This is a genomic window from Nocardia sp. CY41, assembly GCF_009829325.1.
In the GTDB taxonomy this organism is placed as follows: domain Bacteria; phylum Actinomycetota; class Actinomycetes; order Mycobacteriales; family Mycobacteriaceae; genus Nocardia.
On record NZ_VUOS01000017.1, the window covers coordinates 231942 to 249356 of the forward strand.

Below are 17415 nucleotides of genomic sequence, written 5' to 3' on the forward strand. Positions count from 1 at the left end.
GCCCGCCGACCTGGTCACCAAATGGGGTGGCGCGCCGGACGGCTCGGGCCGCCGCTTCCACAACGGTTACGGCCCGACCGAGACCACGATCATGACCAACATCAGCGACGCGCTCGCGCCGGGCGACCGGGTCACCATCGGTGGCCCGACCCGAGGCATGCAGTCGCTGATCCTGGATGCCCAGCTCAGGCCCGTTCCGGTGGGTGTCGCAGGTGAGCTGTATCTGTCGGGCGTCCAGCTGGCGCGCGGTTACCACGCCCGTCCGGGGCTGTCGGCGGAGCGGTTCGTCGCCAACCCGTACGTGCCGGGTGCGCGGATGTACCGCACCGGTGACGTGGTCCGCTGGACCCGCACCGGCGAGGTGGAGTACGTCGGCCGCTCCGACTTCCAGGTCAAGGTCCGCGGTTTCCGCATCGAACTCGGCGAGATCGACGCCGCGCTCGCCTCGCACGAAACCGTCGACTTCGCCGTCACCGTCGGGCACAAGAGCGCCGCGGGCGCGGTGTCGCTGGTGTCGTATGTCGTTGCCGCCCAGGGCCATTCGGTCGACGTGGCGACGCTGACCGCGCACGTCGAGGACCGCCTGCCCGCCTACATGGTGCCCTCGTCGATCATGGTGATCGACCACGTGCCGCTCACCCCGGTGGGCAAGCTGGACCGCAAGGCGCTGCCGGAGCCGGTGTTCGCGACCGAGGTCGTGTTCCGCGCGGCGCGCACCCCGGTCGAGCAGACCATCGCCGAGGTGTTCGCCGAGGTGCTGGGCGTGGAGCGGGTCGGCGTGGACGACTCCTTCTTCGCGCTCGGCGGCGACAGCATCGTCTCCATCCAGCTGGTGTCGCGGGCCAAGGCGCGCGGCGTGGTGTTCACCCCGAGGCACGTCTTCGAGCAGCGCACAGTGGCCGGTCTGGCGTCGGTCGCCGAGACCGCCGAAGCCGCCGAGGCATCGGCCGCGACGCTGGCCGAGCCGCCGGGCGGCGGCGTCGGCGTCATGCCGTTGACGCCGGTGGTGCGGTTCATGGCCGAGCGGCGCGGTTCGTTCGGCCGGTTCAACCAGACGCTGGCGCTGGAACTGCCGGTCGGCATCGACCGATCAGGAATCGTGGCGACGGTGAGCGCTGTCATCGATCGCCACGACATGCTGCGCGCGAGCCTGCGCCGCGACGGCGACGACTGGGTCGTCGAGACCGCCGCGCCGGGCACGGTCGAGGTGGACGCGCTGATCGACCGCACCGGATTCGACGCGGACGCCACCGACGCGGAGTTGGTCGAGATCGCCTCAGCCGCACTGGACGAGTCGCTGGACCGGCTCGATCCGGCCGCCGGCGTGGTCATCCGGTTCGTCTGGCTCGAGCCCGATTCCGCCGAGCGCGCCGGACGCCTGATCGTCGTCGCCCACCACCTGGTGGTGGACGGCGTCTCGTGGCGCATCCTGGTGCCGGACTTCGTGACGGCGTGGGGGCAGCGCACCGCCGGGCAGACGCCCGAGCTGGTCGCCCCGGCCACGTCGATGCGGGCGTGGGCGCACGCGCTGGAGCGCGAGGCCGCCAGCCCCGAGCGGGTGGCCGAACTGGACTACTGGCGTTCGGTGGTCGGCGCGGCCGATCCGCTGCTGACCGAGCGTCCGATGGATCCCGAGGTCGACACCTCGGGCGTCATCGAGAAGCATCAGGTCGAGGTGTCCGCCGAGGTCACCAAGGCCCTGCTCACCACGGTTCCGGCGCTGTTCCACGGCGGTGTGAACGACGGTCTGCTCACCGCGCTGGCGCTGGCCACCGCGAAGTGGCGGGCGCGGCGGGTGGCCGCCCGCGGTGACGATTCGCTGCTGATTCGCCTTGAGGGTCACGGCCGCGAGGAAGACGTGGTGCCGGGTGCGGATCTGTCGCGCACCGTCGGCTGGTTCACCGCGATCTACCCGGTCCGGTTCGATCTGTCCGGCGTCGACGTCGACGCCGCGTTCACCGGCGGGCCCGCGCTCGGCGCGGCCGTCAAGGCGGTCAAGGAGCAGTTGCTCTCGGTGCCGGACAAGGGCATCGGCTACGGCCTGCTGCGCTACCTGAACACCGAGACCGCCGCCGAGCTGCCGCGCGAACTGCCCGGCCAGGTGAGCTTCAACTACCTCGGGCGCGTCTCCGAGGGCGACGTGCCGGAATCGCTGCGCGGCTTCGGCTGGATCCCCGCGCCGGAACTCGGCGCGCTGGGCGGAGCGTACGACGCGGACATGCCCGCGATGGCCCCGCTGGACGTGAACGCGATCGTGGTCGGCGACAAGCTGACCGCGAACATCGGCTACCCGTCGACCCTGCTGTCGGCCGCCGACGTGCGCGAGTTCGGTGAGCTGTGGACCGCGGCGCTGGAAGCGGTGGCGCGCCATGCCAATTCGGCCGGCGCGGGCGGGCACACCCCGTCGGACTTCGCGCTGGTGCGCAGCACGCAACGCGACATCGACGCCTGGGAGCGGCGCTACCCGGCGCTGGCCGATGTCTGGCCGCTGTCGGCGCTGCAGGCCGGTCTGCTGTTCCACGCCCGCCTCGCGGCGACCTCGGTGGACGTGTACACCGCGCAGGCGGTGCTCACGCTCACCGGCCGCGTGGACGCCGCCCGGTTGCGCGCGGCGGCACAGGCTCTGGTGGACCGGTACGAGAACCTGCGCACCGCGTTCGTCAGCGACCACGACGGCAACCCGGTGCAGATCGTGCTGGACAGCGTCCGGGTGGCGTGGTCGGAGCACGACCGGATCGAATCCGGTTCGGCCGAGGACCTGATCGAGGCCGACCGCATGCGCCGGTTCGACCTGGCCGCGCCGCCGCTGATCCGCTTCACGCTGATCCAGGTCGCGCCCGACCGCTGGCAGTTCGTGGTGGCCAACCACCACATCCTGCTCGACGGCTGGTCCATGCCGCTGCTCATGCGGGATCTGCTGGTGCTCTACGCCGCCCACGCGGATGCCTCGGCATTGCCCGCGGTGCGCTCCTACCGGCACTTCCTGGACTGGACCCGGCAGCAGGACCACGCGGCGTCGCTGGCGGCGTGGGCGCACGCGCTGCGCGGCGTCGGCGAGCCGACCCTGCTGGCGCGGCCGGACGCCGGTCGTGAGATCACCTCGCTGTCCGGCGAGTACTTCTTCGACTTGGACGAGGCGACCACCGCGCGGTTGACCGCGCTGGCGGGCTCGCTCGGCGTCACCCCGAACACGGTGCTGCAGACGGCGTGGGGCATCCTCGTCGGCCGGATGACCAGCCGCGACGACGTGCTGTTCGGCACCACCGTCTCCGGGCGTCCCGCGCAGCTTTCGGGCGTGGAGGCGATGGTCGGTCTGTTCATCAACACCGTGCCGGTGCGGGTGCGTTTCGATCCGTCGGAGCCGGTGCGCGAGCTGCTGGTCCGCACCCAGGGCGAGCAGGCCGATCTGCTCGACCACCACTACGTGGGCCTGGCCGACATCCAGTCGGTCGCGGGCATCGGCGGCTTGTTCGACACCCTGGTGGTGTTCGAGTCCTACCCGGTCGACGCCGCGGGTTTGCAGGCGCAGGCCGCGGACATCGACGGCATGGCCGTTGTCGGCCTAGACGCGGCCGACGCCACGCACTACCCGCTGACCCTGATCGCGCAACTGGATTCGCGGCTGCGGGTGCGCGCGGGCTATCTGCGCGACCTGTTCGACGAGCAGACGGTGCGCCGCATCGCCGACCGCTTGGTCCGGGTGCTCACCGCGATCACCGCGGAGCCCGACGCGGTGGTCGGTGACATCGCGCTGCTGGATGCCGCCGAGCGCGAACTCGTGGTGTCCGGCTGGAACGACACCGCGCACCCCGTGGACACCGGTGCGACTTTGGTGTCGATGTTCTACGACCAGGTGGAACGCACTCCGGACGCGACCGCGATCACGTTCGAGGGGACAAGTCTGTCCTACGCCGAGTTCTCCTGGCGGGTCAACCAGCTGGCGCGCTGGCTGATCGCGCGCGGCGTGGGCGCGGAATCGTATGTGGCGCTGGGCATGCGGCGCTCGATCGATCTGGTGATCGGCATGTACGCCGTCGCAGTGGCCGGTGGCTCGTACGTGCCGCTGGATCCGGATCACCCGGCCGAGCGCACCGAATACATCCTCGGCACCGCCGATCCGGTCTGCGTGCTGACCTCCGGCAGCGATCTGGACATTGATACCGCGCAGGTGCGCATCGACCTGCTGGATCTGAAGGGGTTGTCCGAGGCTCCGGTCACCGACGCCGATCGTCGTGCGCCGCTGCGTCCGTCGAACACGGCGTACGTGATCTTCACCTCCGGTTCGACGGGTCGTCCGAAGGGTGTGGCGGTCTCGCACGCCGCGATCGTGAACCGGCTCGTCTGGATGCAGACTGCCTACCAGCTGACCGGCGCTGATGTGGTGTTGCAGAAGACCCCGGCCACGTTCGATGTGTCGGTGTGGGAGTTCTTCTGGCCGTTGCAGATCGGCGCGCGCTTGGTGGTGGCGAAGCCGGACGGGCATCGTGACCCCGCCTACCTGGCCGAGATCATCAGCACCGAACAGGTGACCGTCACCCACTTCGTGCCGTCGATGCTGGCGGTATTCGTCGCGGATGCCGCTGCGGCGCAATGCGATTCGCTGCGACTGGTGTTCGCTTCGGGTGAGGCGTTGCCGCCCAAGCCCGCGCATCGCCTGCGGGAGCTGACCGGTGCGTCCCTGCACAACTTGTACGGCCCCACGGAAGCGGCGGTCGACGTCACCTTCCACGAGGTCGTCGACGCCGACACCGAGACGGTGCCGATCGGTGCGCCGGTGTCCAACACGCAGGTGTTCGTGCTGGATGCGCGCCTGCGCCCGGTTCCCGTCGGTGTCGCGGGTGAGCTGTACCTCGCGGGTGTGCAGCTTGCGCGGGGTTATGTCGCGCGCCCGGATCTGACGAGTGACCGTTTCGTGGCCAACCCGTACGGTGAGCCGGGTGCGCGGATGTATCGCACGGGTGACTTGGTGGCGTGGACCGAGCACGGTGAGTTGGAGTATTTGGGCCGCACGGACTTCCAGGTGAAGTTGCGTGGTCTGCGGATCGAACTCGGTGAGATCGAGCAGGCGCTGACCGGGCTGGACGAGATCGCGCAAGCCGTCGTGGTGGTGCGCTCCGATGCGCACTCCGGTGACCAACTCGTCGCCTACGTCATCCCCGCGCCGGACGCCGCGCTGGACACCGACCTGGTCCGCGAAGACCTGGGGCGGCAGCTGCCCGCGTACATGGTGCCCTCGATCGTGATGGTGCTGGAGGAGTTCCCGCTCAACGCCTCCGGCAAGCTGGACCGCAAGGCGCTGCCCGCGCCGGTGTTCGAGGCCGCGGTGTTCCGGGCCCCGACCACACCGGTCGAGGAGATCGTCGCCGCCACCTTCGCCGACGTGCTCGGCCTCGAGCGGGTCGGCCTGGACGACGACTTCTTCGCCCTCGGCGGCAACTCGCTGTCGGCCACCCAGGTGGCGGCCCGGTTGTCGGCCGCGCTGGACACCGACCTCGGCGTGCGCGAGCTGTTCGAGGCGTCCACCGTGGTCGCGCTGGCGGCGCGCGCGGAGACCAAGGCGGGTGCGGGCGGTCGTGCCCCGCTGGCGCCGCAACAGCGCCCGGAGCTGGTGCCGCTGTCGCTGGCCCAGCAGCGCATGTGGTTCCTCAACCGCTTCGACCCCGATTCGGCGGTGGACAACATCCCGGCCGCGGTGCGGTTGTCCGGCCTGCTGGACCGGCAGGCGCTGCAGATCGCCGTCGCCGACGTGCTGGCCCGCCACGAGTCGCTGCGCACCTTCTACCCCGAGGTGGACGGCGCCGCCCACCAGCGGATCGTGGCGACGGCCAAGGTCATCCCCGACCTCACGCCGATCGACGTCACCGAAGCCGAACTGCCCGGACAGCTCGCGCGGCTGATCGGCACGGCCTTCGACGTCACCGCCGAGGTGCCCTTCCGCGCCCGGCTGTTCGAGATCAGCCCCACCGAGCACGTGCTCGCGCTGGTGGTGCACCACATCTCGGCCGACGGCTTCTCCATGGGCCCGCTGACCCGCGACGTGATGACCGCCTACGGCGCCCGCGTCGACGGCGGCGAGCCCGCCTGGCGTCCGCTCGAGGTCCAGTACGCCGACTTCGCGCTGTGGCAGCGCCAGGTGCTCGGCGCCGAGGACGACCCGGCCTCGGTGATCTCCGAGCAGATCTCGTTCTGGTCGGACACGCTGCGCGGACTGCCGGAGCAGCTGGACCTGCCCTCGGATCGGCCGCGGCCCGCGGTCGCCTCCGGTCGCGGCGCCACGCACGTCTTCGAGATCGACGCCGAAACCCACGCCCAGCTCACCGAACTGGCCCGCACGCGCGGCGCGACGCTGTTCATGGTCGCGCACACCGCGCTGGCCGTGCTGCTGGCGCGGCTGTCCGGCGAGGACGACATCGCGATCGGCACGCCCGTCGCCGGACGTGGCGAGCGCGCGCTCGACGACCTGATCGGCATGTTCGTCAACACCCTTGTGCTGCGGACCCCGATCGAGTCCGGCGCGACGTTCACCGAGCTGCTGCGCGCGGTGCGCGCGACCGACATCGCCGCGTTCGGGCACGCGGACCTGCCGTTCGAGCGGTTGGTGGAGATCCTGAACCCGGCGCGTTCGCAGGCGCGGCATCCGCTGTTCCAGGTGATGCTGTCGTTCCAGAACACGGGCCAGAACAGCTTGGAACTGCCCGGTCTGACGGTGAGCGGCGTCGAGCTGCCCATCGACGTCGCCAAGTTCGACCTGCAATTGGTGCTGTCCGAACGTGACGCCGAGACCGGCGCGGGCATCGCCGCCGAGCTGATCTACGCCACCGACCTGTTCGACCCGGCCACCATGGCCGAGTTCGGGCGGCGCTTCGGCCGGTTGCTGCGGGCCGTCGCCGCCGAGCCGGACCGGCCGATCGGCGACCTCGCGCTGCTGGACGAGCAGGAGACCGCGCAGGCGCTGCGCGGCTGGAACGACACCGCCCGCGATCTCGGCCCGGCGACCACGCTGGTCGAGGAGTTCGCCGCGCAGGCCGCGGCCACCCCGGACGCGGTCGCCGTGGTCGACCCGGCCACCGGGACGTCCCTCACCTACGCCGAATTCGCCGCCCGCGTGCGGCGGCTGGCGCGCCGCCTCGTCGAGACGGGCGTCGGCCCGGAGACGCTGGTCGCCTTGGGCCTGCGCCGGTCGGTGGACTTGGTCGTGGCCGCCTACGCGGTGCAGGCGGCGGGCGGCGGTTATGTGCCGCTGGATCTGGACCAGCCCGCCGACCGCGTGCACTACGTGCTCGACTCGGCCGATCCGGTCTGCGTGCTGACCACCGCGCGCGACGCGTTCGACGGCGCGGGCCGCGCCACGCTGCGCATCGACGAGCTGGACCTGTCCGGCTACGCGGACGCTCCCGTCACCGACGCCGAACGCATCGCGCCGCTGCGCCCGCAGCATCCGGCGTACGTGATCTTCACCTCCGGTTCGACCGGACGCCCCAAGGGCGTCGCAGTGCCGCACTCGGCGGTGGTGAACCAGATCCGTTGGATCACCGGCGAATACGGCATCGGCGCGGACGACGTGGTGCTGTTCAAGACCCCGGCCACGTTCGACGTGTCGGTGTGGGAGCTGTTCGGGCCCCTGAGCACCGGCGGCCGGATCGTGGTGGCAAGCCCGGACGGGCACCGCGACCCGCAGTACCTGGCCGACGTGATCGCGGCCGAGCGGGTCACCATGACCTCGTTCGTGCCCTCGATGCTGACCGTCTTCGCCGGCGCCATCGACCCGGCCGGCGCCGACGCGCTCGCCTCGCTGCGCACGCTGTTCGTCGCCGGTGAGGCGTTCACCGCCGACGCGGTCGTGGCCATCCGCCGGGTCAGCGACGCCGCGCTGTACAACCTCTACGGACCCACCGAGTTCACCGTGCACGCCACGCACGCACCCGTCGCCGACCAGGTTGACGGCGCTGTCCCGATCGGCTTGCCGGTGTGGAACGCGCAGGCGTACGTCCTGGATTCGCGCCTGCACCCGGTGCCGGCGAACGTCGCGGGTGAGCTGTACCTCGCGGGCGATCAGCTGGCGCGCGGCTACTTCGGTCGCGCCGATCTGACCGCCGACCGGTTCGTGGCCAACCCGTACGGGGAGCCCGGCGCGCGGATGTACCGCACCGGTGACTTGGTGCGCCGGGACGCCACCGGCGCGATCGAGTACCTGGGCCGCACCGACTTCCAGGTGAAGCTGCGCGGTCTGCGCATCGAGCTCGGCGAGATCGAGACCGCGCTGACCGCGCACGAATCGGTCGCGCAGTCGGTCGCGCTGGTGCGTTCCGACGCGCACACCGGCGACCAGTTGGTGGGTTACGTCGTGCCCGCGGGCGGCGCTACGGTTGACGTCGAGGCGTTGCGCGCGCACCTGGCCGCGCAGCTGCCGTCGTACATGGTGCCCGCCGCGATCGTGGTGCTCGACGCCATGCCGCTGAACCCGAACGGCAAGCTGGATCGGCGCGCGCTGCCCGAACCCGTCTTCGAGGCGCGGGAATTCCGCGCGCCCTCGACGCCGGTGGAGGAGATCGTCGCCGACGTCTTCGCGGAGGTGCTCGGCTTGGCGCAGGCCGCCGATCGCCCCGTCGGCCTGGACGACGACTTCTTCGAGCTGGGCGGCAACTCGCTGATCGCCACCCAGGTGGTGGCGCGTCTGGGCGCCGCGCTGGACACCCGGATTCCGGTCCGCACGCTGTTCGAGGCGCCGACGGTGGCCGCGCTGGCCGCGCGAGTCGAGTCGCACCAGGGCACCGGACGCCGCCGCGAGCTGGTGGCGGGCCCGCGTCCGCCGAAGATCCCGCTGTCGCTGGCGCAGCAGCGGATGTGGTTCCTGAACCGGTTCGACAACCAGACCGCGGTGAACAACATCCCGCTCGCGGTCCGGCTCACCGGCACCCTGGACACCGAGGCGCTGCGTCAGGCCGTCGCCGACGTGGTCGATCGGCACGAGGTGCTGCGCACCGTCTACCCGGAGACCGCCGACGGCCAGGGCGTGCAGGTCGTGCTGCCCGCCGGGCACAGCGCCGTCGATCTCACCCCCATCGAGGTGTCCGAGGCCGAGATCTCCGAGCGGATCAGCGAACTGGTGCTGACCGGCTTCGACGTCACCGCCGAGGTCCCGGTGCGAGCTCAGCTGTTCCGCATCGCGGGCTCGATGGACGGCTCGCAGCCCGACACCCACGTGCTGGTGTTCGTGGTGCACCACATCTCCGGCGACGGCTGGTCGGTGCGCCCGCTGGCCCGCGACGTGATGGTGGCCTACTCGGCGCGTTCGCGCGGCGAGGCGCCGGCCTGGGCTCCGCTGCCGGTGCAGTACGCCGACTACGCGCTGTGGCAGCGCGAGACGCTCGGCTCCGAGGGCGATCCCGACTCGCTGATCGCCCAGCAGGTCGCGTTCTGGTCCGACACTCTGGCCGGGCTGCCCGATCAGCTGGATCTGCCGTCGGACCGCTCGCGTCCGGCGGTGGCGTCCAACCGCGGTGGCGTGTACGAGTTCTCGCTCGACGCGCGGTTGCTGCGCGAGCTGAACGCGCTGGCCCGCGCGAACGGCGCCAGCTTGTTCATGGTGGTGCACGCGGCGTTCGCCGCGCTGCTGGCGCGGTTGTCCGGCAGCGACGACATCGCCGTCGGCACCGCGGTCGCGGGCCGCGGCGAGGCGGTGCTCGACGACGCCATCGGCATGTTCGTCAACACGCTGGTGCTGCGCAGCGCGGTCGATCCCGCGATGCCGTTCACCGAACTGCTCGCCCGCACCAAGGACACCGATCTCGCGGCGTTCGCGCACGCGGACCTGCCGTTCGAGCGGTTGGTGGAGATCCTGAACCCGGCGCGTTCGCAGGCGCGGCACCCGCTGTTCCAGGTGATGCTGTCGTTCCAGAACACCGGTGAGGCCACCTTCGAGCTGCCCGGCCTGGAAGTGGCCGGGGTGCCGCTGGACGTGGTGACCGCCAAGTTCGACCTGCATCTCAACCTCTCCGACCGTTTCGACGCCGCGGGCGCGGCCGACGGCATGATCGCCGAATTCGCTTACGCCACCGACATGTTCGACCCCGACACCATCGCGGGCGTCGCGTCGCGGCTGGTGCGGATGCTGAGCGCGATCGCCACGGACGCGTCCGTGGCCATCGGCGATGTCGAACTGCTCGACAGCGTCGAGCGCACCGAGGTGCTGCAGCGGTGGAACGACACCGCGCACCCGGTGGACCCGGCCGCCACCCTGGTGTCGATGTTCGCCGCGCAGCTCGCGCGGACTCCGGACGCGAGCGCGGTGACGTTCGAGGGGACGAGTCTGTCCTATGCCGAGTTCGCCTCCAGGGTGAACCGCCTTGCCCGCCACCTGATCTCGCTGGGCGTCGGCCCCGATTCGATGGTCGCGCTGGGTATGCGCCGCTCGATCGACCTCGTGGTCGGCATGTACGCGGTGAGCGTCGCCGGTGGCGCGTACGTGCCGCTGGACCCGGACCATCCGGCCGACCGCACCCGGTACGTGCTCGACACCGCGCAGCCGGTGTGCCTGCTCACCACGTCCCGCGACGGGTTCGACGCGGGCTCGACCCCGGCGATCGAGATCGACGTGGTGTCGTTGGCCGGTTACTCCGACGAGCCGGTCACCGACGCCGATCGCCGTGCGCCGCTGCGTGCGTCGAACACCGCCTACGTGATCTTCACGTCCGGTTCGACCGGCCGTCCGAAGGGTGTGGCGGTCTCGCACGCCGCGATCGTCAACCGCTTGGTGTGGATGCAGGACGAGTACGGCTTGGACCACACCGACGTGGTGTTGCAGAAGACCCCGGCCACGTTCGACGTGTCGGTGTGGGAGTTCTTCTGGCCGTTGCAGGTCGGCGCGCGCCTGGTGGTGGCGAAGCCGGACGGCCATCGCGATCCGGCCTACCTCGTGCAGGTAATCACCGGCGAGCAGGTCACCACCGCGCACTTCGTGCCGTCGATGCTGTCGGTGTTCGTCGCCGAGGAACGCGCCGACGAATGCACCAGCCTGCGCAACGTCTTCGCCTCCGGTGAGGCGCTGCCCGCGCAGACGGCGCAGAAGCTCGTCGAGCTGACCGGGGCTCGCCTGCACAACCTGTACGGCCCGACCGAGGCCGCGGTCGACGTCACCTATCACGAGGTGACCGAGGCCGACGCGGTGTCGGTGCCGATCGGCGCTCCGGTGTTCAACACCCAGGTGTACGTGCTGGATTCGCGCCTGCACCCGGTGCCGGTGGGTGTCGCGGGTGAGCTGTATCTCGCGGGCGTGCAACTGGCCCGCGGCTACGTCGCGCGTCCGGATCTGACCTCCGACCGGTTTGTGGCCAACCCCTACGGCGCGCCGGGCGAGCGGATGTACCGCACCGGCGACCTGGTCACCTGGACCGACAAGGGCGAGCTGGAGTACCTGGGCCGCACCGACTTCCAGGTGAAGCTGCGCGGTCTGCGCATCGAGCTGGGCGAGATCGAGTCGGCGCTGACGGCGCTGGACTCGATCGCCCAGGCGGTGGTCGTGGTGCGCTCGGACGATCGGTTGGGCGACCAGCTGGTCGCGTACGTCATCGCGACCGCCGGACGCGCGGTGGACATCGAAGGTGTACGCGCCGAACTCGGCGGCGAGCTGCCCGCGTACATGGTGCCGTCGGCGTTCGTCGTGCTGGAGGCGTTCCCGCTGAACGCGTCCGGCAAGCTGGACCGCAAGGCGCTGCCCGCGCCGGTGTTCGAGGCCAAGGTGTTCCGCGCCCCGTCCACCCCGATCGAGGAGATCGTGGCGGGCACCTTCGCCGACGTGCTCGGCGTCGCCCGCGTGGGTCTGGACGACGACTTCTTCGAACTCGGCGGCAACTCGCTGCTGGCCACCCAGGTGACCGCGCGGCTGGGCGCCGCCCTGGACACCCGGCTCGCCGTGCGCGACCTGTTCGAGGCGTCCACCGTGGTGGCGCTGGCCGCGCGGGTGGAGCACAACGCGGGCTCCGGCCGGGACCGGCCGCGCCTGGAGGCGGCGCAGCGCCCGGCGCGCATCCCGCTCTCGCCGGCGCAGCAGCGGTACTGGTTCCTCAACCAGTTCGACACGGCCACCTCGGCGGTGGACAACATCCCGCTGGCCGTCCGGCTGTCCGGCACGCTGGAGGTGGCCGCGCTGGAACAGGCCATCGGCGACGTGTTCGCCCGTCACGAGGTGCTGCGCACCACCTACCCGCGGTCGGCGGAGGGCCCGCACCAGGTGATCCGTCCGGTGGACCGGTCGGCGGCGGCGCTCAGCCCGATCGACGTCGCCGAGGAGGATCTGCTCGGCGCCGTCATCGGATTCGCGTTGACCACTTTCGACGTCACCGTCGAGGTGCCGCTTGCGGTGGCGCTGTTCCGTATTTCGGACAACGACCATGTGCTCGCGTTCACCGTGCACCACGTCGCGGCCGACGGCTCGTCGATGGGTCCGCTGGCCCGCGACGTGATGGCCGCCTACGTGGCGCGCGTGCAGGGCGAGGCGCCGCAGTGGCAGCCGCTGCCGGTGCAGTACGCCGACTACGCGCTGTGGCAGCGCGCGGTGCTCGGTTCCGAGGACGATCCGCAATCGCTGGCCGCGCAGCAGGTGGCGTACTGGACGGCCACGTTGGCCGGCCTGCCCGATCAGCTGGAACTGCCCGCCGACCGGCCGCGCCCGCCCGCGCAGTCGTTCCAGGGCAAGGCGATCCGCTTCGAGATCGACCCGCAGCGGCACGCCCGCCTGCACGAATTGGCGCGCGCGCACAACGCGTCGCTGTTCATGGTGGTGCACGCGGCGCTGGCGGTGCTGCTGTCGCGGCTGTCCGGCACCGACGACATCGCGGTCGGCACCCCGATCGCCGGTCGCGGCGAACGCGAACTCGACGACCTGATCGGCATGTTCGTCAACACCCTGGTGTTCCGCACGGAAGTGAACGCCGGTGACTCGTTCGCCGACCTGCTCGGCGACGTGAAGGAACGCGATCTGGAGGCGTTCGCCAACGCCGACGTGCCGTTCGAGCGCCTGGTCGAGGTGCTCAACCCGGTGCGCTCGACCGCGCGCAACCCGCTGTTCCAGGTGGGCCTGTCGTTCCAGAACCTGGCCGAGACCACCTTCGAGCTGCCCGGCCTGACGGTGAGCGCGGTCAACTTCGACTCGCAGCTGGCCAAGACCGACCTGCACGTCACGCTGTACGACCGGTACGCCGAGGACGGCACGCCCGCCGAGATCATCACCGAATTCGGTTACGCCACCGACCTGTTCGACGAGAGCACGGTGCAGGGCTTCGCCGACCGGTTCCTGCGGGTGCTCGACGCCGTGCTGGCCGACGCCACGGTGCGGGTGGGTGAGATCGATCTGCTCGCGCCCGAGGAGAGCGAGCGCATCCTCACCGCGTGGAACGACACCGCATACGATCTCGATGCTCTGCTCGCGGCGCGTTCCGCAGGCTCCATGCGCACCGCGACGCTGGTGTCGTTGCTGGACGCCACGGTCGCCGCGGCTCCGGACGCGGTGGCGCTGGTCGCCGACGAGCCGACCGGCCGCCGGGAGCTGACCTACGCCGCGCTGGACGGGCGGGTCAACCGCCTGGCCCGTTACCTGATCGGGCGCGGCGTCGGACCGGAGGACCGGGTCGCGCTGGCGATCCGCCGCTCCAGCGATCTAGTGGTCGCTATGTATGCCGTCGCCAAGGCCGGTGCGGCCTACGTGCCGATCGATCCCGATCAGCCCGCCGAGCGGACCGACTACATCCTCGGCACCGCCGCGCCGGTGTGCGTGCTGACCACCGGCCGGGACGGTTTCCACACCGCGGCGGCCGACGTCGTACAGATCGACGCGCTCGACCTCACCGGGTACGCCGCCGCCGCGGTGACCGCGGGCGAGCGCACGGGTGCGCTGACCCCGGCGAACACGGCGTACGTGATCTTCACCTCCGGTTCGACCGGTCAGCCCAAGGGCGTCGCCGTCCCGCACGGCGCGATCGTCAACCAGTTGCAGTGGGAGACGACCGTCTTCGAGCTGGGCGCGGACGACGCGGTGCTGCTGAAGACCGCGGCGACGTTCGACCTCTCGGTCTGGGAGTTCTGGTCGGCCGCGGTGTCCGGTGGCCGCCTGGTGATCTCGTCCGCCGACGGGCACCGTGACCCGGCGTACCTGAACGAGCTGATGCGCGCCACCGGCGTCACCACGCTGCATGTGGTGCCGTCCATGCTGGACGCGCTGCTCACCGAATCGGGTGGCCGCCTGTCGGACTCGCTGCGCCGGGTGCTGGCCATCGGCGAGGCGCTGCCCGCGGCGACCGCCCAGCGGTTGCGCCGCCACAACGCCGCCGAACTGCACAACCTCTACGGTCCGACCGAGGCGGCGGTGTCGATCACCAGCCACCTGGTCACCGATGCCGACGAGGCGTCGGTGTCGATCGGCGCGCCGGAATGGAACAGCCGGGTCTACGTGCTCGACTCCCGCCTGCGGCCGGTGCCGGTCGGCGTCTCCGGCGAGCTGTATCTCGCCGGTGCGCAGCTGGCGCGCGGTTACTTCGGGCGTTCCGATCTGACGGCCGACCGGTTCGTCGCCGATCCGTTCGGTGCGCCGGGCGACCGGATGTACCGCACCGGCGACCTGGTGGCCTGGAGCGCCACCGGCGAGCTGGACTACCGCGGCCGCACCGACTTCCAGGTGAAGATCCGCGGCTTCCGCATCGAACTCGGTGAGATCGAGGCGGCGCTGCTGCGGCAGGACATGGTGAGCGCGGCGGCCGTCGTCGCGCACACCGATCCGAGCATCGGCGACCGGCTGGTCGCCTATGTGGTGACCCGTACGGGCACGCTGGACAAGCGCGCGTTGCAGTCCGCGCTGTCGGCCGAGCTGCCGTCGTACATGGTGCCGTCGATGCTGATCCAGCTGGAGGCGTTGCCGCTCAACGCCAACGGCAAGCTGGACCGCAAGGCGCTGCCGGAGCCCACTTTCGAGAAGGCGGTCTTCCGCGCGCCGGTGACACCGATCGAGCAGATCGTCGCGAACACCTTCGCGGAGGTGCTGCGGATCTCCGATCGCGAAGGGGGCGAGGCCAAGCGCCTCGGCCTGGACGACGACTTCTTCGCGTGGGGCGGCAACTCGCTGCTGGCCACGCAGGTCGCCGCCCGCCTGGGCGAGGCGCTCGACACTCGGGTGCCGGTGCGCCTGCTGTTCGAGGCGTCCACCGTGGCCGCGCTGGCGGTGCGGGTGGAGCAGCACGCCGACATGGGCGGTCGCCGCGCGCTGACGGCGGGTCCGCGGCCGGAGCACATTCCGCTGTCGCTGGCGCAGCAGCGCATGTGGTTCCTCAACCGGTTCGACACCCAGTCGGCGGCCTACAACGTGCCGATCGCGGTGCGGCTGTCGGGCGCGCTGGACGTGGCCGCGCTGCGCGCCGCCATCGCGGACCTGGTGAGCCGCCACGAGATCCTGCGGACGGTCTACCCGCAGACCGAGGCGGGCCCGGTGCAGGTCATCCTGCCGCCCGCCCAGGCCGTGCCGCGGCTGGAGGTGCGGGTGATCGCGCCGTCGCAGATCGAGTCCGCCGTGGTGGCGCTGACCTCGACGATCTTCGACGTCACCACCGAGGTGCCGGTGAAGGTCGCGCTGTTCCAGCTCGCCGGGGAGGGCGCGCAGACCGGAGCGGACGGGCCGGTGGACTACGTGCTGGCCATGGTCGTGCACCACATCTCCGGTGACGGCTCCTCGGTCGGTCCGCTGACCAGGGATCTGATGATCGCCTACGCCGCGCGGTCGGCGGGCGAGGCGCCGAATTGGGCGCCGCTGCAGGTCCAGTACGCGGACTACAGCATCTGGCAGCGGGAACTGCTCGGCGACGAGAACGATCCGGAATCGCTGGCCGCCAAGCAGGTCGCCTACTGGAAGCAGGCGCTGGCCGAACTGCCCGATCAGCTCGATCTGCCCTCGGACCGGCCGCGCCCGGCGGTGCAGTCGTTCGCGGGCGGCAAGGTCGAGCTGCGGGTGGACGCGCAGACCCATCAGGCGCTGATCGAACTGGCGCGCACGGAGGGCGCGACGCTGTTCATGGTCGTGCACACCGCGCTCGCCGTCCTGTTGTCCAGATTGTCCGGCACCGACGACATCGCGATCGGCACGCCGATGGCGGGTCGTGGCGAGGCCGTGCTGGACGACCTGATCGGCATGTTCGTCAACACCTTGGTGTTCCGCACCCGGGTCGACGCGGGCGAGGCGTTCACCGATCTGCTCGCCCGTCAGCGCGAGACCGACATCCAGGCGTTCGCCAACGCCGACGTGCCGTTCGAGCGCCTGGTGGAGGTGCTCAACCCGGTGCGTTCGACCGCGCGGCACCCGCTGTTCCAGGTGGGTCTGTCGTTCCAGAACCTGGCGCAGTCCGCGCTGGAGCTGCCCGGCCTGAGCGTGTCCGGCCTGGACATCGACACCGAGCTGTCCCAGTTCGATCTGCATCTGATCGCGACCGACCGCTACGACGACGCCGGCGTGCCCGAGGGCATCACCGGGTTCTTCACCTACGCGACCGACATGTTCGATCGCGCGACGGTGCAGGGCTTCGTGGACCGATTCGCGCGCCTGCTCGGTGAGATCGTCGCCGCGCCGCGCACCCCGGTCGGCGACCTCGAACTGCTCGAGGCCGCCGAGCGGACTCAGCTGCTGACCGCGCGCAACGCGACCGCCCAGCCGGTGGACACCTCCGCCACGCTGGTGTCGCTGCTGGACGCCACGGTCGCGGCCGGGCCGAAGGAAGTCGCGCTCGTCACCGAGGACGGCGAGTCGATCACCTACGGTGCGCTCGACGCGCGGGTGAATCGTCTTGCCCGGCATTTGATTTCGTTGGGTGTGGGTCCGGAGTCGCGGGTTGCGCTGGCGTTGCGTCGGTCGGTGGATCTGATCGTGGCGATGTATGCGGTGGCGAAGTCCGGTGGTGCGTATGTGCCGGTGGATCCGGATCAGGCCGCGGAGCGGACGAATTACATCCTGGAGACGGCGGCACCGGTGTGTGTGCTGACGAATGCCGACGCCGAGTTCGACACGGATGTCGCGCCGGTGGCGCGTATCGACGAGCTCGACTTGTCGGGTGTGGACGCCAAGCCGATCGCTGATGCCGATCGTGTGGGACCGTTGCGTCCGGAGAACACGGCGTATGTCATCTTCACCTCCGGTTCGACGGGTCGTCCGAAGGGTGTGGCGGTGCCGCATGGCGCTATCGCGAACCAGTTGCAGTGGAAGAACGTCGAGTTCGGTCTCGATGCCGCTGATGCGATCTTGCTGAAGACGGCGGCGACGTTCGATCTCTCGGTGTGGGAGTTCTGGTCGGCCGCGGTGTGTGGTGGTCGTCTGGTGATCGCTTCGCCGGATGGTCATCGGGATCCGGCGTACCTCAACGAGTTGATGGCTCGGGAGTGGGTCAC

At 70.8% G+C, this 17415-nt stretch carries 1 protein-coding gene (cut by a window edge); it reads left to right on the top strand.

Features of this window, described 5'->3' with window-relative positions:
- Positions 1-17415: part of a non-ribosomal peptide synthase/polyketide synthase coding region (locus tag GVY64_RS19770; RefSeq protein ID WP_159843529.1), annotated on the top strand (this coding region is incomplete at its 3' end). The annotated region extends 18356 nt beyond the left edge of the window; the window shows 17415 of its 35771 annotated nt.